A 21,143-nucleotide genomic window follows, 5' to 3' on the forward strand; every position below is an offset into this window, starting at 1 on the left:
CGAATTGGTTATCACTGACGAATATTGACATTCATCAGTGATAAATAGATAGTCTTCATCAGTCGTCAGCCGATGGAGATTTCAGATGTTCGTTCGTTCCGTTTTATCGAGCTACTACAGGCTCTTAACCGGAGCGTCGCTGGCTTTTGCGGTGTTCGCGCTGACCGGCTGCAACGAAAAGGCGGCCGAAGCTGCCGATCCCGGACGCCCCGTTCTGGTGGCGACCGTCCGTTACGAAGCTGAGACCCCTGAACGCAGCTTTGTCGGCACCATCAAGCCCCGTATCGAGGCCGATATGGGCTTTCGGGTTGCCGGCAAGGTGGCCAAGCGGCTGGTCGAGGTCGGACAGACAGTCGACGTCGACGAGCCCTTGGCCACCCTCGACGAGGTCGATTTGAAGCTGCAGGCCGAGCAGGCGGAGGCCGAGTTCAGCGCCGCCACCGGCGTGCTGGCGCAGGCCGCGGCCGCCGAGCAGCGCGCCAAGGACCTGAAGGCCAAGGGCTGGACCACCGATGCCGCGCTCGATTCCGCCAAGGCCGCCGGCGACGAGGCCCGGGCGCGGCTGAACCGCGCCGAGCGCTCGGTCGAACTGACCAAGAACTCTCTCTCTTACGCAACGCTCGTGGCCGACACCCGGGGTGTCGTCACAGCGACCATGATCGAGCCCGGCCAGGTGGTTGCCGCGGGCCAGGCTTCGATCCGTGTCGCCCGACTTGGCGAGAAAGAAGCTGTCGTCGCGATCCCAGAGACGCTTCTTGCTCGTGCCAGGTCGGGCGTTGCCACGGTGACGCTGTGGTCGGACGCGAAGAAGAGCTACGCCGCGAAACTGCGCGAGGTCGCGCCGCAGGCCGATCCCGCCACCCGCACCTATCTCGCAAAGTTCTCGCTGCCTGACGCCGACGAGGCCGTCTCGCTCGGCATGACCGCAACCCTGACCCTGGCCGACAAGGCGAGCGAGCGCGTCGCCAAGTTGCCGTTGTCGGCGCTGTACAGCCAGGGCGGCGATCCCTCGCTCTACATCGTCGACGACAAGGGCGACATCGCGCTGAAGCCGGTCAAGGTGAAGGCCTATGAGAGCAACAATGTCGTGATCTCCGGCGGCGTCGACGACGGCGCCAAGGTGGTCGCCCTCGGTGTGCAGAAACTCGATCCGAGCCAGAAGGTACGGGTCGTCTCGTCGCTGTCGTTTTGATTAATGTTCCGTCATTGCGAGCGAAGCGAAGCAATCCATCTCGCAGCAAGACAAGTGTGGATTGCTTCGTCGCTAACGCTCCTCGCAATGACGGCCGTGGCGGTAACGGTTTGGGGAATTGGAGTCTGACATGAAGCGCTTCAACCTTTCGGCCTGGGCGGTCAGCCATCCGACGCTGGTGCTGTTCCTGATGATCATCCTCGGCGTCGCCGGCTTCTTCTCCTACGAGAAGCTCGGCCGCGCCGAGGATCCGTTCTTCACCGTCAAGGTGGTGAACGTCTCGGTGATGTGGCCGGGCGCGACCTCACAGGAAATGCAGATGCAGGTCGCCGATCCGATCGAGAAGAAGCTGCAGGAACTGCCGTTCTTCGACAAGGTGCAGACCTATTCCAAGCCCGGCTTCACGGCGATGCAGGTCTCCTTCAAGGATTCGACCTCGCCGAAGGACGTGCCCTACCTCTTCTATTTGTTGCGCAAGAAGCTGGTCGACGTGCAGGGCGAGCTGCCTTCCGGCATCCTCGGCCCCGTGGTCAACGACGAATTCTCCGATGTCGATTCGATCCTCTATATGATGACCGGCGATGGCGCCAATTATGCGCAGCTCAAGAAGGTCGCGGAAGGTTTCCGCCAGCGCCTGCTGAAGGTGCCGGGGGTGACCAAGATCGACCTCTACGGCACTCAGGACGAGCGCATCTTCGTCGAGTTCTCGCATGCCAAGCTGGCGACGCTCGGCATCACGCCGCAGGCGCTGTTCGATTCGCTTGCCAAGCAGAACAACGTCACGCCCGCCGGCATCGTCGAGACGTCGTCGCAGCGCGTGCCGCTGCGCGTCACCGGCGCGCTTGACGGCGTCAAGGCCGTTTCCGAGACGCCGGTCGAGAGCAATGGCCGCGTGTTCCGGCTCGGGGATATCGCAACCGTCTCCCACGGCTATGTCGATCCGCCGAGCTTCGTGGTGCGCCAGGAAGGCAAGCCCGCGCTCGGCATCGGTGTCGTCACCGCCAAGGGCGCCAACATCCTCGAGCTCGGCAAGGAGGTCCAGCAGGCCACCGCCGAGTTCATGAAGGCGGTGCCGCAGGGCATCGACATCCAGCAGATCGCCGATCAGCCCAAGGTGGTCGAGCACGCCGTCGGCGAGTTCGTGCACTCCTTCGTCGAGGCGCTCGCGATCGTGCTGTTCGTCTCCTTTGTCGCGCTCGGCTGGCGCACCGGCATCGTGGTGGCACTGTCGGTGCCGCTGGTGCTCGGCATCGTCTTCATCGTGATGAACGCGATGTCGCTCGATCTGCACCGCATCACGCTCGGCGCGCTGATCATTGCGCTCGGCCTGCTGGTCGACGACGCCATCATCGCGGTCGAGATGATGGTGGTGAAAATGGAACAGGGCTGGGACCGCATGAAGGCGGCGTCCTTTGCCTGGGAATCGACTGCGTTTCCGATGCTCACGGGGACGCTGGTCACGGCCGCTGGCTTCCTCCCCATCGGCTTTGCCAATTCGGCAGTCGGCGAATATGCCGGCGGCATCTTCTGGATCGTGGCGATCGCGCTGGTCGCCTCCTGGTTCGTCGCGGTGATCTTCACGCCCTATATCGGCGTCAAGCTGCTGCCCAACATCAAGGTGCACCAGAACCACGATCCGCATGCGATCTACGAGACGCGGATGTATCGGGCCTTGCGCAGCGTCGTGCAGTGGTGCGTCGATCACCGCATCAAGGTGGTGGTCGCGACCGTCGGCGTGTTCGTCGCCGCCATCGTGGGCTTCGGCCACGTCCAGCAGCAGTTCTTCCCGCTGTCGGAGCGGCCCGAACTGTTCCTGCAACTGCGCCTGCCGGAAGGCACTGCCTTCAACGTCACCGAAAAGGCGGTGAAGAAGGCCGAAGGGCTCCTGAAGGACGATCAGGACATCCAGACCTATACGGCCTATGTCGGCCAGGGTTCGCCGCGCTTCTGGCTCGGCCTCAATCCGCAGCTGCCGAACGAGGCCTTCGCCGAGATCGTGATCCTCGCCAAGAACGTCGAGGCTCGCGAGCGCGTCAAGGCGAAGATCGAGCAGGCCGCCGCCGACGGAGCGCTGAACGAGGCGCGGGTGCGGGTCGACCGATTCAACTTCGGTCCGCCGGTCGGCTTCCCGGTCCAGTTCCGCGTGATCGGGCCCGATGCCAACAAGGTGCGCGACATCGCATACCAAGTCCGCGATGTCATGCGCCAGAACAAGAACGTCAAGGACGTCCAGCTCGACTGGAACGAGCAGTCGCCTTACCTCAAGCTCGCCGTCGACCAGGATCGGGCGCGCGCGCTCGGCCTGACCCCGCAGGACGTCTCGCAGGCGCTCGCCATGCTGATCTCGGGCGCGCCGGTCACCACGATCCGCGACGGCATCGAGAAGGTCGGCGTGGTCGCCCGTGCGGTGCCGTCTGAGCGGCTCGATCTCGGCCGCGTCGGAGATCTCACCATCACGTCACGCAACGGCGTCGCGGTCCCGCTACAGCAAATTGCAAAAATCGAATATGCGCATGAGGAGCCGATCCTGTGGCGGCGCAACCGCGACATGGCGATCACCGTGCGCTCTGACGTCGTCGACGGCGTGCAGGCGCCCGACGTCACCAACCAGATCTCGCCGAAGCTCAAGGATATCCAGGCTCATCTCGAGCCGGCCTACCGGATCGAGCCGGGCGGGGCGTTCGAGGAATCCGCCAAGGGCAATGCGTCGATCTTCATCCTCTTCCCGGTGATGGTGATGGTGATGCTGACGCTCCTGATGATTCAGTTGCAGAGCTTCTCGCGCTTGACGCTGGTGTTCCTGACCGCGCCGCTCGGCATCGTCGGTGCCTCGCTGGGCTTGAACGTCGCCAATCAGCCGTTCGGCTTCGTGGCGCTGCTCGGCCTGATCGCGCTCGCCGGCATGATCATGCGTAACACCGTGATCCTGGTCGATCAGATCGAGAGCGACGTGGCGTCCGGCCTGACCCGGCGCGAGGCGATCGTCGAGGCCACCGTCCGGCGCGCCCGGCCGGTGGTGCTGACCGCGCTCGCGGCGATCCTCGCCATGATCCCGCTGTCGCGCTCGGCGTTCTGGGGCCCGATGGCGATCACCATCATGGGCGGTTTGTTTGTTGCGACTTTCCTGACCTTGCTGTATCTGCCGGGCCTTTACGCCCTCTGGTTCCGCAAGACCCTCGAGGAGAGCGGCCCCGAGCAAATCAATACTGCGCCGCAGCATGCCGGCGATGCGCAACGCGCATTTCCGCTTGCTGAAGCCGCTGAATAATTGAAGATTGAGCAGGCCAACATGACACTGATCCAGGAACATAGCGAAACCGACACCCGCGAACGGATTCTCGTGGTGGCGGAGCGCTTGTTCCGGCAGATCGGCTACCAGAAGACCACGGTCGCCGACATCGCCAAAGAGCTGCGGATGAGCCCCGCCAACGTGTATCGCTTCTTCGATTCGAAGAAGTCGATTCACGAGGGCGTGGCACGCAGCCTGATGGGCGGGGTCGAGGTCGAGGCGCAGCGCATCGCCCGGTCGGAAGGGCCGGCGGCGGCGCGCCTGCGCCAGATGATGACGACCATCAATCGGATGAACACCGAGCGCTATGTCGCCGATTCCAAGCTGCACGAGATGGTCGAGATCGCGATGCAGGAGGATTGGGACGTCTGCGTCGCCCACATGCAGCTGATCGGCCAGATAATCGGCGAGGTGATCGCGCAGGGCGCGGCCTCGGGCGAATTCGAGGTCGGGGATCTGGAGGTCGCGGCGCTGTGCGCTTGCACGGCGATGATGCGGTTCTTCCACCCGCAGATGATCGCCCAATGCGCCACCAAGCCGGGTCCGACCATCGACCAGATGATCGATTTCGTGATCGCCGGCCTGTCGCCGCGCGCCCGCACCCATTGAGCGCCACGGCTGACATTTTCGTCAGTTGACTCTCCCCTCATTCCGGGGCGATGCGTAAGCATCGAACCCAGAATCTCGAGATTCCGGGTCTGGTGCTAACGCACCATCCCGGAACGACGAAGGGGCTGCGCCGTGAGCGACAAAGACCTGCATTTCTACGAGCCGAAGAACGGCCATGGCCTGAAGCACGATCCGTTCAACGCCATCGTCGCGCCGCGGCCGATCGGCTGGATCTCGTCGCGCGACAAGGCCGGCAACGTCAATCTCGCGCCCTACAGCTTCTTCAACGCGTTCTGCTACGTGCCGCCGATCATCGGCTTCTCCTCCACCAACTGGAAGGACTCTGTCGCCAACATCCAGGACACCGGCGAGTTCGTCTGGAATCTGGCGACGATGGATCTGGCCAGGCACATGAACGCGACCGCGGCGCATGTCGCGCGTGATGTCGACGAGTTCAAGCTCGCCGGCCTGACGCAGGTACCCGGCAAGCTCGTCAACGTGCCGCGCGTCGCCGAAAGCCCAGTGTCGTTCGAGTGCAAGGTCAGCCAGATCATCCAGCTCCAGGGCGCCGACGGCAAGAAAGCGGAGGCCTGGCTGACCCTCGGCGAGGTCGTCGCGGTCCACATCGACAAGGCCTTCATCAAGGACGGCGTCTACCAGACCGGCCTCGCGCACCCGATCGTCCGCGCCGGGCGGAGAGGGGACTACTTCGAGATCAAGCCGGAAAACATGTTCGAGATGGTCCGGCCGGATTGAGCTTGTCCGTCATTGCGAGCGAAGCGAAGCAATCCATCGTTCAGCGCATGGGATAGATGGATTGCTTCGCTTCGCTCGCAATGACGGAACCAGAAACCACAACAATGTGAAATTTCCGCCCGTGGTGATGAAAAACCGTCACTCGCAACCTCGGGGCGAGCAGTCTAACCTCCCGCGCGCCAGGCCGGATCAACGGCCGGCCAACAGAGTGGGAGGATGCGATGACACGCCACGAGCAGAGCGGTCAGAACGAAGACCGGCGCGATCCGAACGTTTCACGACGAACACTTGTCCAGGGGCTGGCGGCCGGAGCGGCCGCTGCCGCAGCCGGCGTCGGCAGTGCGCTGGCCCAGAATGCGCCCGCGCCGGTCGGGCCACCGACGACCATCACCAGCCCGCCGCGCGACTTCAGCCCGCGTGGTGCGCCGACCACCTATTTCTGGGACCCCGACATCATCGCGGTCGATCCGTCCTTCAACGATCTGGCCCAGCCCAACACGTCGATCAAGCGTCTCCACACCGGCCTGTTGTGGGCCGAAGGGCCGGCATGGAGCTCGCAGGGCCGCTATCTGCTCTGGAGCGACATCCCCAACAACCGGCAGATGCGCTGGTCGGAGGACGACGGCCATGTCAGTGTGTTCCGGATGCCGTCGAACTACTCGAACGGCAATTCGTTCGACTTCCAGGGCCGCCAGCTGTCCTGCGAACATCTCACCCGCCGCGTCACGCGCTACGAGAATGACGGCACCGCGACGGTGCTTGCCGACAACTATCAAGGCAAGCGGCTGAACTCGCCGAACGATATCGTCGCGCATCCCGACGGCAGCTACTGGTTCACCGATCCGCCCTATGGCGGCCAGCTCTATGAGGGCGAGCCGGATGCGGCGGGCGGCCCGGGCAATTCCGCCGGCAAGCTCAATCCGCGGATCGGCCAGCCGGCGGGCTTCGTGCCGGTCAAGCGCGAGCTGCCGACCAATTGCTATCGGATCGATCCCTCCGGCCGGATCGATCTCGTGGTCAGCGAGGACCAGGTGCCGGATCCGAACGGCATCTGCTTCTCGCCTGATTACAAGAAGCTCTACGTGGTCTCGACCGGCAAGGGCCCGGGCGATACCGGCGCGGGCGGCAAGGGCGACGTCTTCGTGTTCGATGTCGGCGCCGACAACAAGCCTGTTAACGGCAAGCGGTTCAGCGATTTCACGATCGACGGCGTGAAGTGCGGGCCTGACGGCATCCGCTGCGATGTCAACGGCAATGTCTGGTGCTCGAGCAATGCCGGCCGCGCGGTCGGCTACAACGGCGTGACGTGCTGGTCGCCGGACGGCAAGCTGCTCGGTCGCATCCGGCTGCCCGAGGTCTGCGGCAACATCACCTTCGGCGGCCCCAAGCGCAACCGCCTGTTCATGGCCGCAAGCCAGTCGCTCTACGCCGTCTATACCGCGACCCAGGGCGCCGGGCCGGCCTAGCTCGTCCTGCGTGGGGATGGCGTCCGCGCCATCCCCCGCTACCTGATTGTCGCAGCTCAGCTTTCGGAACTGAACGCGCGGCCTGCCGTTAACAAACGGCGGCTTGGCCGCGTCAATTTCGCTTTATTTGAACAGCGAAGTGTTCACCGGTGAACGGCACTTTCCGATAGGATCACTCAATCCGCGCCGCCGTTTCATGAGGACCCGCCATGAGCTTCCGCCGCGACTATATTACAAAACCGATCTTCTCCTGGGCGCGCGGCGTGCTGCCGACCATGTCGGACACCGAGCGCGAGGCGCTGGAAGCCGGCGACGTCTGGTGGGACGCCGATCTTTTCACCGGCAATCCCGACTGGTCGAAATTGCTGGCGTTCGCGCCGGCCAAACTGACCGACGAGGAGACGGCCTTCCTGCACGGTCCGGTCGACGAGCTCTGCACCATGCTCGACGAGTGGAAGATCAACTGGGAATGGCGCGATCTGCCGCCCGAGGTCTGGGCCTTCATCAAGGCCAAGAAATTCTTCGGCATGATCATCCCCAAGGAGTTCGGCGGGCTCGGCTTCTCGCCCTACGCGCATTCCGAAGTGGTGCGCAAGATCTCGTCGCGCTCGCTGACCGCGGCCGTCACCGTGATGGTGCCGAACTCGCTCGGGCCGGGCGAACTGTTGATGCGTTTCGGCACCAAAGAGCAGCAAGACAAATGGCTGCCGCGGCTCGCCGCCGGCCACGACATTCCCTGCTTCGGCCTGACCAGCCCGGAGGCCGGCTCCGACGCCGCCTCGATGATCGACAGCGGCATCATCTGCAAGGGCAATTTCGAAGGCCGCGAGGTGATTGGGCTTAAGCTGAATTGGCACAAGCGCTATATCACGCTCGGTCCGGTCGCGACGCTGCTCGGCCTTGCCTTCAAGGCCTATGATCCCGATCACCTCGTCGGCAATCAGGACGAACTCGGCATCACGGTCGCGCTGATTCCGACCCATCTGCCCGGCGTCTCGATCGGCCACCGCCACCTGCCGGCGATGCAGGTGTTCCAGAACGGCCCGAATTGGGGCAAGGACGTCTTCATCCCGCTCGACTACATCATCGGCGGTGAGGCACGCTTGGGGCAGGGCTGGAAGATGCTGATGACGGCGCTTGCCGCCGGCCGCGGCATCTCGCTGCCGTCGCTGTCGGCTGCGGGTGCCGCCTATGCCGCGCGCACCACCGGCGCCTATGCCCGCATCCGCGAGCAGTTCGGCATTTCCATTTCCAAGTTCGAGGGCATCGAGGAGCCGCTGGCGCGGATCGCCGGCACCGCCTATCTGCTCGACGCCGCGCGGCGGCTCACCTGTGCAGCGCTGAACGAGGGGCATCATCCCGCCGTCATCTCCGGGATCATGAAGCTCCACGCCACCGAGCGGATGCGGATCGCGATCGACGACGCCATGGACATCCATGGCGGCAAGGCCGTGATCGACGGGCCGCAGAATTATCTCGGCGGTCTCTACCGCTCGGTGCCGGTCGGCATCACGGTCGAGGGCGCCAACATCCTGACCCGCAATCTGATCGTGTTCGGGCAGGGCGCGATCCGCGCGCATCCCTATCTGTTGCAGGAGATGAACGCGCTCGGCGAGCCCGACCGCGACAAGGGCTTGACTGCGTTCGACACCGCGTTCTGGAAGCACGTCGGCCACAGCTTTGCGACCATGTTCCGCGCCTGGGGCCGCAGCTGGAGCTTTGGCCTGTTCGCCCCGGCGCCGGATGCCGGCGACGCGACAGAGTTCTATCGCCAGCTCTCGCGCTATTCGTCGGCATTCGCGCTGTGCGCCGACATGGCGCTGCTCACCCTCGGCGGCGCGCTGAAGCGCAAGGAAATGCTCTCCGCGCGCTTCGGCGACATCCTCTCCGAAATCTATCTGCTCTCCGCTGCGCTGAAGCGCTGGCAGGATGAAGGCCGGCAGAAGGAAGACCTTCCCGCGCTCGAATGGTGCATGGCGTCCGGCTTCAAGACCATCGAGAACCGCTTTGCCGAAATCCTCGCCAATCTGCCGAACCGCCCGGTGGCATGGCTGCTGAAATTCCTGATCCAGCCGTTCGGCGCCCGCGTCATCGGTCCGTCGGACCGCGTCGTGCATCTCTGCGCGCAGCTCGTGCTGTCGCCGTCAGCGGCACGCGACCGCCTGACGCCGGACCTCGCCTTTGTCGAGGACGACGGCGGCATCGCGCGGCTGGAAAAGGCCTTCCGGCTCGTCACCGAGGCCGAGGATGCGGCCAAGCAGCTGCGCGCGGCGCGGCTGCATGACTGGAAGGAGGCGGTGAAGAAGGGTGTCATCACCGAGGCCGACGGTGAGAAGCTCGCCGCCGCCCACGCGGCTGTCGCAAAAGTCATCGAGGTCGATGATTTTGCGCCGGAGGAGCTGTCCCCGATTTACAAGAAATCCGCCGACGTGCATCAGTTCTTCCAGGAGCTTGGTGAGCAGAGGGCGGCGAGCTGATGGCGCGACCAGTCTTTATCGTCGACGGCAGCCGGACGCCGTTCCTGAAGGCGCGCTCCGGTCCCGGCCCGTTCACCCCGGTCGATCTCGCCGTGCAATGCGGCCGGCCGCTGCTGGCCCGGCAGCCGTTCGCGCCCACCGCCTTCGACCAGGTCATTCTTGGTTGCGTCAACGTGATCGCCGACGAGATGAATCCGGCGCGGGTCGCGGCGCTGCGGCTCGGCATGGGCGAGCAGATGGTCGCCTTCACGGTGCAGATCAACTGCGGCTCCGGCATGCAGTCGATCGACACCGGCTACCGCTACATCCGCGAGGGCATCTCCGACCTGATCCTGGCCGGCGGCGCCGAAGCCTTGAGCCACGCGCCACTGGTCTGGCCGAATTCCGGCGTGCGCTGGTTTGCCGGCTTCGCCGGCGCCAAGGGGTTGGGCGCCAAGATCGCCGCGGCGCTGAAGGTGAAGCCGAGCTATTTCAAGCCGATCATCGGCCTCGAGCGTGGGCTGACCGACCCGATCACCGAGCTCAACATGGGACAGACCGCCGAGAAGGTCGGCCACCTTTTCGGCATCACCCGCGCGCAGTCCGATGCCTACGCCGCCGAGAGCCACCAGCGGCTGGCCAACGCGCAGAAGCAGGGCTTTCTCAAGGGCGAGGTCGAGACCGCGTTTGCGCGCGACGGCAAGTTCTACGATTTTGACGACGGCGTCCGCCCGGACTCGACACCGGAGACGCTGGCCAAGCTGAAGCCGGTGTTCGAGCGTCCGTGGGGTCAGGTCACCGCCGGCAATTCCTCGCAGATCACCGATGGCGCCTCCTGGGTGATCCTGGCGTCGGAGACCGCGGTGGCAAAGCACGGGCTGACGCCGAAGGCCGTCATCCTCGACAGCCAATGGTCGGCGCTCGATCCCTCGATCATGGGGCTTGGTCCGGTGCTGTCGGCCAGCGCGCTGCTCAAGCGCAACAGCATGACCTTGCAGGATGTCGAGACCTGGGAATTGAACGAGGCGTTTGCAACGCAGGTGCTCGGCTGTCTTGCAGCCTGGAACGACGAAAAGTTCTGCCGCGAGATCCTCGGGCTCGATGGTGCGGCCGGCGAGATCGACCGCGCCAAGTTGAACGTCGACGGCGGCGCGATCAGCCTCGGCCATCCCGTCGGCACCAGCGGCAACCGCATCGTGCTGCACCTGGTCAATGCGATGAAGCGGCTCGGCACCAGGCGCGGCGTCGCCACCGAATGCATCGGTGGCGGGCAGGGCGGCGCGATGTTGATAGAGACGGTGTGATCATGGATTCACGGATCATGGACCTTCTCGCCGACCGCGTGCTCGAACTCGGGCCGCCGCCGGCCGCCGACAGCCCGTACAGGAATTTCAAGCTGACGCGGGACGCGGACGGCATCGCCTGGCTGCTGTTCGATCGCGCCGGCGCCAGCGCCAACACGCTGTCGGCCGATCTGCTCGAGGAGCTCGACGCCATCGTCACGGCGCTGGAGAGCCAGCGGCCGACCGGCCTCGTGGTGCGCTCGGCGAAAAAGAGCGGCTTCATCGCCGGCGCCGACGTCAATGAGTTTCGCGGCGCCAGCGATCCCAGCACAGTCGAGACCGCGATCGGACGCGCGCACGCGGTGATCGATCGGCTCGAGGCGTTGCGCGTGCCCTCGGTCGCGGTCATTCACGGCTTCTGCCTCGGCGGCGGCCTCGAGGTCGCGCTGGCCTGCCAGATGCGGATCGCGATCGACGATGCCCGGTTCGGCTTCCCCGAGGTGATGCTGGGCCTGCATCCCGGCCTCGGCGGCACGGTGCGCTTCACCGAGCTGGTCAATCCGATGCAGGCGATGACCCTGATGCTGACCGGCAGAACCATTGACGCGCGCCGCGCCCAGGCGCTCGGCCTGGTCGATTCCGTGACGCAGGAACGCCACGTCCGCAACGCGGTGAAGGATGCGGTGTTCGGCCGGCTCAAGCGCGCCAAGCCGGGCGCGCTCAACGCGCTGCTCAATCTTGCTCCGGTCAGGGGCTTCCTCGCGTCGCGGATGCGCAGCGAGGCCGGGAAGGCGGCGCCGCGCCAGCATTACCCGGCGCCCTATGCGCTGATCGATCTCTGGGAGAAGCACGCCGGCAACCGCGCGACGATGCTGAATGCGGAGAAGGCGTCGTTCGCCAATTTGATGGTGACGCCGACCGCGCAGAATTTGATCCGCGTGTTCTTCCTGCGTGAGCAGATGAAGAAGGTGGCAGGCTCCGGCAACAAGGTTGCGCACGTCCACGTCATCGGCGCCGGCGCGATGGGCGGCGACATCGCGGCCTGGTGCGCCAACCAGGATATGCGCGTCACGCTCGCCGACATGAAGGCCGAGCCGATCGCGGGCGCGATGAAGCGGGCGTCGGAGCTGTTTGGCAAGATCATGCGCAAGAAGATCGATCAGCGCGACGCGCTGGACCGGCTGATCCCAGACATGGACGGCGAAGGCGTCCGCAATGCGGACGTGATCATCGAGGCGGTGCCGGAAAAGCTCGAGCTGAAGCAGAAGGTCTATGCTGGCCTCGAGCCGAAGATGAAGCCGGGCGCGATCCTCGCCACCAACACCTCGAGCATCCCGCTGCAGGATCTGCGCACCACGCTGGCTCGGCCGGAGCGGCTGCTCGGCCTGCATTTCTTCAATCCGGTGTCGCGGCTGCAACTCGTCGAGGTGGTCAGCCATGACGGCACCGATGCCGCGATGCTGAAGGAGGCGCTGGCCTTTGTCGGCGCCATCGATCGCCTGCCGCTGCCGGTGAAGAGCTCGCCGGGCTTCCTCGTCAACCGCGCGCTGACGCCCTACATGCTGGAAGCGATGATGATGCTGGACGAGAAGACCGACCAGCGCCTGATCGACGCGGCGGCGATCGAGTTCGGCATGCCGATGGGGCCGATCGAACTCGCCGACCAGGTCGGCCTCGACATCTGCCTCGACGTCGGCGACATGCTGCGCTCGAAGTTCGGCGACGCCTTGCCGCCGACGCCTGCATGGTTGCGCGAAAAAGTCGCCAAGGGCGAGCTCGGCCGCAAGACCGGCAAGGGCTTTTACAGCTGGAAGGACGGCAAGGCGGAGAAGGCGCCGCTGCCGGAGACCGGTCCGAAGGTCAGCGACGAGATGATCGACCGCCTGGTGCTGCCGATCTCGAACGTCTGTGTCGCCGCCTTGCGCGAAGGCATCGTCGACAATGCCGACATGGTCGATGGCGCGATGATCTTCGGCACCGGCTATGCCCCGTTCCGCGGCGGTCCGCTCAACTATGCGCGGACCCGTGGCGTCGATAATATCGTGTCGACGATGCAGGCGCTGATGCGCAAGTTCGGCGGACGGTTTGCCCCGGATCCCGGCTGGGAGGCTTTCAAGTGACTGACTCGCAAGCAACCGACACTCACGTTCACGCGCCGCCGATCAGCGGCAACGAACCGCAGGGCGATCTCTGCATCCGCACGCTGGCGATGCCGGCCGACACCAACGCCAATGGCGATATCTTCGGCGGCTGGCTGCTCAGCCAGATGGACCTCGGCGGCGGCGTGTTCGCGGGCAAGATGGCGAAGTCCCGCACCGTGACGGTCGCGATCGAGGCGATGAATTTTCGCAAGGCGGTCTATGTCGGCGACCTCGTCTCGGTGCACGCCAATCTGGTGCGCGTCGGCCGCACCTCGATCACGGTGCATCTCGAAGCCTGGGTGCTGCGCCGCCGCGAGCAGCAATCGATCCTCGTCACCGACGGCAATTTCACCTACGTCTCGATCGACGACCAGGGCCATCCGCAGCCGATCCAGCGCGATGGTGCGACGATCGCCACATGACGCGGTCTAGGGGGCGCCGAATCATCCCTGCGACCGGCCAAATCAAAACTGAAGGCAGGATTGGATCGCCTCAGAACTATTACGCCGCAGCGCATGTTGCCGCAGCAGCGACCAGGAACAAATCCGTATCGCCTCGGTTATCGGCCCGGAATAAGAACCGAGGCTAACAATGTCCGACAGTTACGTGATCGAAGTGAGTTCGAAGACCGCGGGTATCGTGGTGCGCGATAAACGCGGCTATCAGTTCTTTGCTGCATCGCAACTTTTTTCCCGGCTTGAGGGCCATATCTTCCGTAACGCGCGTGAGGCCGAGCGCGCGGCGCGCCGGCTCCTCGCCGGCGACACGTTGCAACTGGCGTCGTAGCCGTTACGCTGCGGAGCAATGACCCTGACGCGGGCGCGCCGTTCCCCGCACGTTGACCTCCGCGCCGAACGGTCGCACCATGGGCGAGTCGCCGTTTCAAGGGGGCCGCCGTGGCCGGACTCTCCCACCGCCAGACTGAAATCCTCAACATCGCGCGTGCTTTTGGCCGGGTCATGGTCGAAGACCTCGCCAAGCGATTCGAGGTGTCGGCGCAGACCATCCGCAAGGACCTCAACGATCTCTGCGACGAGCGGTCGCTGACCCGAATCCATGGCGGCGCGATCATCGCCTCCGGTGTCGAGAACCTCGCCTATGAGGCGCGCCGCTTCGTCGCCGCCGAGGAGAAGAAGGCGATCGGCGCCGCCGCGGCGGCGCGGATTCCGAACGGCTGCTCGCTGTTCATCAATATCGGCACCACGACGGAAGAGGTCGCCAGCGCGCTGACCTCGCATGAGGACCTGCTCGTCATCACCAACAACCTCAATGTCGCGATGCTGCTCTATCGCCATCCGCGTATCGAGGTGGTGGTGGCCGGCGGCACGGTGCGCCGCGCCGACGGTGCCGTGGTCGGCTCCACTGCGACGCAGCTGATCGGCCAGTTCAAGGTCGATTACGCCATCATCGGCGCGTCCGCGATCGACGAGGAGGGCGCGCTGCTCGACTTCGACTATCGCGAGGTGCAGGTCGCGCAGGCGATCATCGCCAATGCGCGCAACGTCATGCTGGTGTCGGATGCGACCAAGCTCCGCCGCAGCGCGCCGGTGCGCATCGCGCATATGAGCCAGATCCAGACCTTCGTCACCGATTCGCCGCTCCCCGCAGGCCTCGCCAACATCTGTCACAGCCGCGGTATCGAGGTGGTCGTCGCGATGGACAAGCCGGCCGTCGATATCGACGACAACGCAGACGCGGCACCGGCGACGCTGCGCAGCGCGTAGCTCCAAACTCTCTGATCGAAGTTTTTGCCATCAGACCCTGAGGAGCGCATAGCGCGTCTCGAAGGGTCGACGGCCACCAGCGCGGCCGTGCACCTTCGAGACGCCGCTGCGCGGCTCCTCAGGGTGGCGGGTCAGGTAAGTCTTGGCGCATGACGGCGAGAGACTCTGGACCCTGCCCCACGATGATCACCCCGCCCAAAAAATCCCCAGTTCAAGTTCCCCGTTTTCGCTTTGCTTTCGTTTTTGGTTGTGATCTACTTCAATTCGAAAGTAAAACCGTCAAAGCGAAAACGGTTGCCGGGGGAAGCGTTCTTTGGATCGAATTTACGACCTCGCCATCATCGGAGGCGGCGTTAATGGCTGCGGCATCGCGCGCGATGCGGCGGGCCGGGGTAACTCCGTTTTCCTTTGTGAAATGAATGACTTGGCCAGCGGGACTTCGTCCTGGTCGACCAAGCTCGTGCATGGCGGTCTGCGCTATCTCGAATATTACGAGTTTCGTTTGGTGCGCGAGGCGCTGATCGAGCGCGAGATCCTCTGGCAGATCGCGCCCCACATCATTCGTCCGCTGCGTTTCGTCTTGCCGCACCACGCCGGCCTGCGTCCGGCCTGGCTGCTGCGGCTCGGCCTGTTTCTCTACGATCATATCGGCGGTCGGCATCTGCTGCCGGCGACGCGTTCGGTGGACCTTGCGCGCGACGTGGTCGGCAAGCCGCTGATCCCGGGCCGCTACACCAAGGGTTTCGAATATTCCGACTGCTTCGTCGACGACGCGCGACTGGTGGCGCTGACCGCGCGCGATGCCGCCGATCACGGCGCCGAGATCCGCACCCGCACCCGCGCAGTCGAAATCAGGCAGGTCGACGGCATCTGGCACGTCACGGTCGAGGATACGACCAACGGTTCGCGCGAGACGATCAAGGCCCGCGTGCTGGTCAATGCCGGCGGTCCCTGGGTCGAACAGGTGCTGGCGTCAGGCGTCGGCGTCAATGCGCGCGCGAAGGTGCGGCTGGTGCAGGGGTCGCACATCGTGGTGCCCAAGCTCTACGATCACGACCGCGCCTACATCTTCCAGAACGCCGACGGCCGCATCATCTTCGTGATCCCCTATCAGAACGATTTCTCGCTGATCGGCACCACCGATCGCGACTATGACGGCGATCCGGCCAAGGTGAAGGCGACGCAGGAAGAGATCGAGTACCTCTGCGCCTCCGCCAGCGAGTATCTCGCCAAGCCGGTGAAGCCTGAGGACGTGGTCTGGAACTACTCCGGCGTGCGTCCGCTCTATGACGATGGCGCGAGCGAGGCCAAGGCCGCGACCCGCGACTATGTGTTCGAGCTCGATACGCCCGGTGGCGCGCCGCTGCTCTCGATCTATGGCGGCAAGATCACGACCTATCGCCGCCTCTCCGAAGAGGCGCTGCAGCGGCTGTCGCCCTATCTCCGCGGCACAAAGGCGCAGGAGGGATGGACCGGCAAGGCGCCGCTGCCCGGCGGCCACATGGACGTGTCGGCGGTCGCCGCGCTGAGCGCCGAACTGGTTCGCACCTATCCGTTCCTCGCGCAGCCGCACGCCAATCGTCTCGCGCATGCCTACGGCACGCGCGCCAGCAAGGTGTTGGGCAACGCAGCATCGGCCGAAGATCTCGGCCGTTCCTTCGGCGCCACCTTGACGGAGAGTGAAGTCCGGTACCTGATGGCGAACGAATGGGCTCGGACTGCGGAAGATGTCGTCTGGCGACGATCCAAGCTGGGCTTGCGGATGACGGCGGGTGAAATCGCCGCGCTCGACGAGTGGATGGCCGCCAACCGCGTGTCCGGTGAACGTCCCCTCCGCGAAGCGGGAGGACGGGTATGAGCGTTGCACTGCAGAACGTCACGCGAACCGTGGATGGCGTTCCGACCATCCGCGATGTGTCGCTGACGCTGGAACGTGGCACGCTCAGTGTGTTGCTCGGGCCGACGCTGTCGGGCAAGACCTCGATCATGCGACTGCTCGCCGGCCTCGACAAGCCGGCCTCCGGCCGCGTGCTGGTCGACGGCAAGGACGTCACCGGCGCCGACGTGCGGCAGCGCTCGGTCGCGATGGTCTATCAGCAGTTCATCAACTATCCCTCGCTGACGGTCTACGAGAACATCGCTTCGCCGTTGCGCGTGCAGGGCAAGCCGAAGGCCGAGATCGAGAGGCGGGTGGCGGAAGCGGCCGCGCTGCTGCGGCTCGAGCCGTTCCTGAAGCGCACGCCGCTGCAACTCTCCGGCGGCCAGCAGCAGCGTACCGCGATCGCGCGCGCGCTGGTCAAGGGCGCCGACCTCGTGCTGCTCGACGAGCCGCTCGCCAATCTCGATTACAAGCTGCGCGAGGAGCTGCGCGCCGAACTGCCGCGGATCTTCGAGGCGTCGGGCGCGATCTTCGTCTATGCCACCACCGAACCGTCGGAAGCGCTGCTGCTCGGCGGCGACACCGTCTGCATGTGGGAAGGCCAGGCGCTGCAGACCGGCGCGACGCCGAAGGTCTACCGCCATCCCGACACGCTGCGCGTCGCGCAGGTGTTCTCCGATCCGCCGCTCAATGTCATCGGCATCGAGAAGAGGGGTGATCTCGTGATCTATGCCGGCGGCGAGCAGGCGCCCGCGACCGGGCTCTATGCCGGTCTGCCTGACGGCGCCTACCGGACCGGTTTCCGCGCGCACCAGCTCGAGGTCGGCAGCGCCGCGGCCGGCCGCCATAAATTCGCTGCCACCGTGACGGTGACCGAGATCACCGGCTCGGAGAGCTTCGTACACGTCCATGTCCATGGCTCGAACTGGGTCGCGGTGCTGCACGGCGTGCATGAATATGAACCCGGGCAGGTGCTCGACGCCGCGCTCGATCCCGACGACATCTTCGTGTTCGACGCGGCCGATCGCCTCGTCGCTTCACCCGCAACCAATTTCTCGAAGTGAGGGAGATGCTTCATGGCCCGCATTGACCTCGTCGATCTCGCGCAGTCCTACAACGGCAATGACGCGCCGCTGGAATCCTTCGCGTTGAAGCCGGTCACCATGACCTGGCGGCAGGGCGGCGCCTATGCGCTGCTCGGGCCGTCCGGCTGCGGCAAGACCACGCTGCTCAATCTGATTTCCGGCATCGTGACGCCGTCGCGCGGCAAGATCCTGTTCGACGGCCGTGACATCACGCCGCTGTCGACGCAGAAGCGCAACATCGCGCAGGTGTTCCAGTTCCCGGTCATCTACGACACCATGACGGTGGGCGAGAACCTGGCCTTCCCGCTGAAGAACCGCGGCGTTGCCAGGGCCGAGGTCGATGCCCGGGTCAAGCAGATCGCCGACCTGCTCGATCTCACGCCCTATCTGAACCGCAAGGCGACGCGGCTCACCGCCGACGCCAAGCAGAAGATCTCGCTCGGCCGCGGCCTGGTGCGTTCCGACGTCGCCGCCGTCTTGTTCGACGAGCCGCTGACGGTGATCGATCCCGAGCTGAAATGGCAGCTGCGCTCGAAACTGAAGGCGCTGCATCGCGAGCTCGACCTCACGATGATCTACGTCACCCACGACCAGACCGAAGCGCTGACCTTCGCCGATACCGTGGTCGTCATGCATGACGGCCGCGTGGTGCAGAGCGGTACGCCGGCCGAATTGTTCGACAAGCCGGAGCACACTTTCGTCGGCTACTTCATCGGCTCGCCCGGCATGAACATCGTACCCGCCGAGGTTTCGGGCCACGAGGCGCGGATCGACGGCCATGTCATCGGCCTGCATCGCAACTATGGTGTGCTGCCGGCGGGCAAGAAGATCGAGATCGGCGTGCGGCCGGAATTCGTCGATGTCGCAGCGCCCGCATCGGGGCTGCTGTCGGCGAAGATCGAGCGGATCGACGATCTCGGCCGGATCCAGTTCGCCCGCGTCCGCGTCGGCAACACCAAACTCGCGGCGCGCGTGCCGCCGGGCTTCTCGGTCTCCGGCGATACCGCCGGCCTGATCTTCAATCCCGCTTACGTCCACGTCTATGCCGACAGCCATTTGGTGGAAGGGGTCGCCTGATGGACAAGACCATCAACCAGAAAGCCTGGTTCCTGGTGCTGCCGGTGTTCCTGGTGGTGGCGTTCTCGGCGGTGCTGCCGCTGATGACGGTCGTGAACTATTCGATGCAGGATACCTTCGGCAACAACCAGTTCTTCTGGAACGGCGTCGGCTGGTTCAAGGAGCTGCTCGATCCCTCGACCGATCTCGGCGGTCGCTTCCTGGCTTCGCTCGGCCGCAACCTGTTCTTCTCCGCCGTGATCCTCGCGATCGAGGTGCCGCTCGGCATCGTCGTCGCGCTGTCGATGCCGCGCGAAGGCTGGAGCGTCGCAGCCTGCCTCGTCATCCTCGCGCTGCCGCTTCTGATTCCGTGGAACGTGGTCGGCACCATCTGGCAGATCTTCGGCCGGCCCGATATCGGCCTGCTCGGCTATGTGCTGAACCATCTCGGGTTCAACTACAACTACGTCTCCAATGAGGTCGATGCCTGGGTCACGGTCATCGTGATGGACGTCTGGCACTGGACCAGCCTTGTCGCGCTGCTCTGCTACGCCGGCCTGAAGTCGATCCCCGACGCCTATTACCAGGCGGCGCAGATCGACGGCGCGTCGCGCTGGGCGGTGTTCAAGGCGATCCAGCTGCCCAAGATGAACCGCGTGCTCTTGATCGCGGTGCTGCTGCGCTTCATGGATAGCTTCATGATCTACACCGAGCCGTTCGTGGTCACCGGCGGCGGTCCCGGCAACTCGACGACCTTCATCTCGATCGAGCTCGTCAAGATCGCGCTCGGCCAGTTCGACCTCGGCAAGGCGGCTGCGCTGTCGCTGGTCTACAATCTGATCATCCTGATCGTGTGCTGGGTGTTCTACACCGTGATGACCAATGCCGGCGCCGAGCGACCGGTCAAGGGAGGAGCGGCGTGATGCATTCGATCCCCGGCCGCCGCCTGATCATGGCGCTGTTCCTGATCTTCCTGCTGTTGCCGATCTACTGGCTCGTCAACATGAGCTTCAAGACCAACGCCGAGATCATCTCGTCGATGACGCTGTGGCCGCATGCGCCGACGCTGCAGCACTACAAGCGGATCTTCACCGACGAGAGCTGGTATTCCGGCTACATCAATTCGCTGGAATATGTCGTCATCAACACCGTGATCTCGATCGCGGTGGCGTTACCGGCGGCCTATGCATTTTCGCGCTACCGCTTCCTCGGCGACAAGCACCTGTTCTTCTGGCTGCTCTCGAACCGCATGGCGCCCGCGGCGGTCTACGCGCTGCCGTTCTTCAACCTCTATTCGGCGATTGGCCTGTTCGATACGCCGTGGGCGGTGGCGCTGGCGCACTGCATCTTCAACGTGCCGCTGGCGGTGTGGATTCTCGAAGGCTTCGTCTCCGGCGTGCCGCGCGAGATCGACGAGACCGCCTTCCTCGACGGCTATTCGTTTCCGCGCTTCTTCGTCAAGATCCTGGTGCCGCTGATCGCGAGCGGCATCGGCGTCGCCGCGTTCTTCTGCTTCATGTTCTCCTGGGTCGAGCTGCTGCTGGCGCGCACGCTGACGTCGGTTGCCGCCAAGCCGATCTCCGCTGTCATGACGCGGACGGTGTCGGCCGCCGGCATGGACTGGGGCCTGCTTGCCGCGGCCGGCGTGCTCACCATCATCCCAGGCGCACTCGTGATCTGGTTCGTCCGCAACTACATCGCGCGCGGCTTCGCGCTCGGCCGGGTCTAGGAGGGCGCATGATCCCGAAACGTGGAAGCCGGTTTTCGGACCGGATCATGCGCAAGGAGTAAGATCATGGACAGCATCGCATGGATGGCATGGACCTGGCCCACCGCTATCTTCTTCGTGCTGCTTGCCTGCACGCTCGGAATGATGACCTGGCTTGCGATCGCCTATCCCGAGGCGGAACGGGTCGGCGTGCTGCGGATTCCGACCACGCGTGGCGATCGCCTGTTCGTCTCGCTGGTGCTCGCCGCCGTCATCCACCTGGTGTGGATCGGCCTGGTCGGCACCGATCCGATTTTCAGCCTGCCGATTGGCGAGGGCGTCGAGATTTCGAGCCTGTGGCTCGGAACGGTAATTTCGCTTCTTTCAGCCGTGGTGATCTTTCGCACCGTCTGAAGAACGCGAAAAAGAGCAGATCCGGGGTCTACCCGGGCCTGGATTTAGTCGCTGCAACCGGAGGAATCTAATGCGACATTTACGA

General features: G+C 64.7%; 18 protein-coding genes. All 18 read left to right on the forward strand.

Features of this window, described 5'->3' with window-relative positions; all coding sequences use genetic code 11:
• Positions 1 to 85: 85 nt before the first annotated feature.
• The 18 genes from ACVMB0_RS17345 to ACVMB0_RS17430 all read left to right on the forward strand — a co-directional run bounded on the left by ACVMB0_RS17345 (position 86) and on the right by ACVMB0_RS17430 (position 21,058).
• On the forward strand, positions 86 to 1,192 hold the full coding sequence (locus tag ACVMB0_RS17345) for an efflux RND transporter periplasmic adaptor subunit (RefSeq protein WP_461347075.1): 1,107 nt from the start codon (positions 86 to 88) through the stop codon (positions 1,190 to 1,192).
• Positions 1,193 to 1,322: 130 nt separating this feature from the next.
• Entirely contained in the window at positions 1,323 to 4,460 is a 3,138-nt protein-coding gene (locus tag ACVMB0_RS17350; RefSeq protein ID WP_461347076.1) for an efflux RND transporter permease subunit, read from the forward strand.
• Between the two features lie 21 nt (positions 4,461 to 4,481).
• Positions 4,482 to 5,090: a TetR/AcrR family transcriptional regulator gene (locus ACVMB0_RS17355; protein ID WP_461347077.1), complete on the forward strand. Its 609-nt coding sequence runs from the start codon at positions 4,482 to 4,484 to the stop codon at positions 5,088 to 5,090.
• 132 nt (positions 5,091 to 5,222) lie between these two features.
• On the forward strand, positions 5,223 to 5,846 hold the full coding sequence (locus tag ACVMB0_RS17360; RefSeq protein ID WP_461347078.1) for a flavin reductase family protein: 624 nt from the start codon (positions 5,223 to 5,225) through the stop codon (positions 5,844 to 5,846).
• A gap of 221 nt (positions 5,847 to 6,067) precedes the next feature.
• Positions 6,068 to 7,312 (forward strand): SMP-30/gluconolactonase/LRE family protein, encoded by a 1,245-nt coding sequence (locus tag ACVMB0_RS17365; RefSeq protein WP_456749692.1) that lies wholly within the window; start codon positions 6,068 to 6,070, stop codon positions 7,310 to 7,312.
• A gap of 209 nt (positions 7,313 to 7,521) precedes the next feature.
• Positions 7,522 to 9,789, forward strand: a complete 2,268-nt coding sequence (locus ACVMB0_RS17370; protein WP_461347079.1) for an acyl-CoA dehydrogenase — start codon at positions 7,522 to 7,524, stop codon at positions 9,787 to 9,789.
• Positions 9,789 to 11,072, forward strand: coding sequence for an acetyl-CoA C-acetyltransferase (locus ACVMB0_RS17375; protein WP_461347080.1), 1,284 nt, complete (start codon positions 9,789 to 9,791; stop codon positions 11,070 to 11,072). Before ACVMB0_RS17370 ends, ACVMB0_RS17375 begins: the two co-directional genes overlap by 1 nt.
• A 2-nt stretch (positions 11,073 to 11,074) precedes the next feature.
• Positions 11,075 to 13,171: a 3-hydroxyacyl-CoA dehydrogenase NAD-binding domain-containing protein gene (locus ACVMB0_RS17380; RefSeq protein WP_461347081.1), complete on the forward strand. Its 2,097-nt coding sequence runs from the start codon at positions 11,075 to 11,077 to the stop codon at positions 13,169 to 13,171.
• A gap of 89 nt (positions 13,172 to 13,260) precedes the next feature.
• The gene (locus tag ACVMB0_RS17385) at positions 13,261 to 13,614 is read left to right on the forward strand and encodes an acyl-CoA thioesterase (protein ID WP_461349671.1); all 354 of its coding nucleotides are present in this window, start codon (positions 13,261 to 13,263) and stop codon (positions 13,612 to 13,614) included.
• A gap of 169 nt (positions 13,615 to 13,783) precedes the next feature.
• Entirely contained in the window at positions 13,784 to 13,978 is a 195-nt protein-coding gene (locus ACVMB0_RS17390; RefSeq protein WP_456749688.1) for a hypothetical protein, read from the forward strand.
• Between the two features lie 110 nt (positions 13,979 to 14,088).
• Positions 14,089 to 14,916: a DeoR/GlpR family DNA-binding transcription regulator gene (locus ACVMB0_RS17395; protein ID WP_456749687.1), complete on the forward strand. Its 828-nt coding sequence runs from the start codon at positions 14,089 to 14,091 to the stop codon at positions 14,914 to 14,916.
• Positions 14,917 to 15,098: 182 nt separating this feature from the next.
• Positions 15,099 to 15,335, forward strand: coding sequence for a hypothetical protein (locus tag ACVMB0_RS17400; protein WP_461349796.1), 237 nt, complete (start codon positions 15,099 to 15,101; stop codon positions 15,333 to 15,335).
• On the forward strand, positions 15,230 to 16,774 hold the full coding sequence (glpD, locus tag ACVMB0_RS17405; protein WP_461347082.1) for a glycerol-3-phosphate dehydrogenase: 1,545 nt from the start codon (positions 15,230 to 15,232) through the stop codon (positions 16,772 to 16,774). Before ACVMB0_RS17400 ends, glpD begins: the two co-directional genes overlap by 106 nt.
• On the forward strand, positions 16,771 to 17,859 hold the full coding sequence (locus tag ACVMB0_RS17410) for an ABC transporter ATP-binding protein (protein ID WP_461347083.1): 1,089 nt from the start codon (positions 16,771 to 16,773) through the stop codon (positions 17,857 to 17,859). Before glpD ends, ACVMB0_RS17410 begins: the two co-directional genes overlap by 4 nt.
• A gap of 12 nt (positions 17,860 to 17,871) precedes the next feature.
• The gene (locus ACVMB0_RS17415) at positions 17,872 to 18,957 is read left to right on the forward strand and encodes an ABC transporter ATP-binding protein (protein ID WP_461347084.1); all 1,086 of its coding nucleotides are present in this window, start codon (positions 17,872 to 17,874) and stop codon (positions 18,955 to 18,957) included.
• Positions 18,957 to 19,859 (forward strand): carbohydrate ABC transporter permease, encoded by a 903-nt coding sequence (locus ACVMB0_RS17420; RefSeq protein ID WP_456749683.1) that lies wholly within the window; start codon positions 18,957 to 18,959, stop codon positions 19,857 to 19,859. Before ACVMB0_RS17415 ends, ACVMB0_RS17420 begins: the two co-directional genes overlap by 1 nt.
• Entirely contained in the window at positions 19,859 to 20,665 is an 807-nt protein-coding gene (locus ACVMB0_RS17425) for a carbohydrate ABC transporter permease (protein WP_456749682.1), read from the forward strand. The genes ACVMB0_RS17420 and ACVMB0_RS17425 overlap by 1 nt, the downstream gene beginning before the upstream one ends.
• A 66-nt stretch (positions 20,666 to 20,731) precedes the next feature.
• Positions 20,732 to 21,058, forward strand: a complete 327-nt coding sequence (locus ACVMB0_RS17430; protein WP_456749681.1) for a DUF2160 domain-containing protein — start codon at positions 20,732 to 20,734, stop codon at positions 21,056 to 21,058.
• Positions 21,059 to 21,143: the final 85 nt, after the last annotated feature.

It is taken from the genome of Bradyrhizobium sp. USDA 4451 (assembly GCF_054822585.1).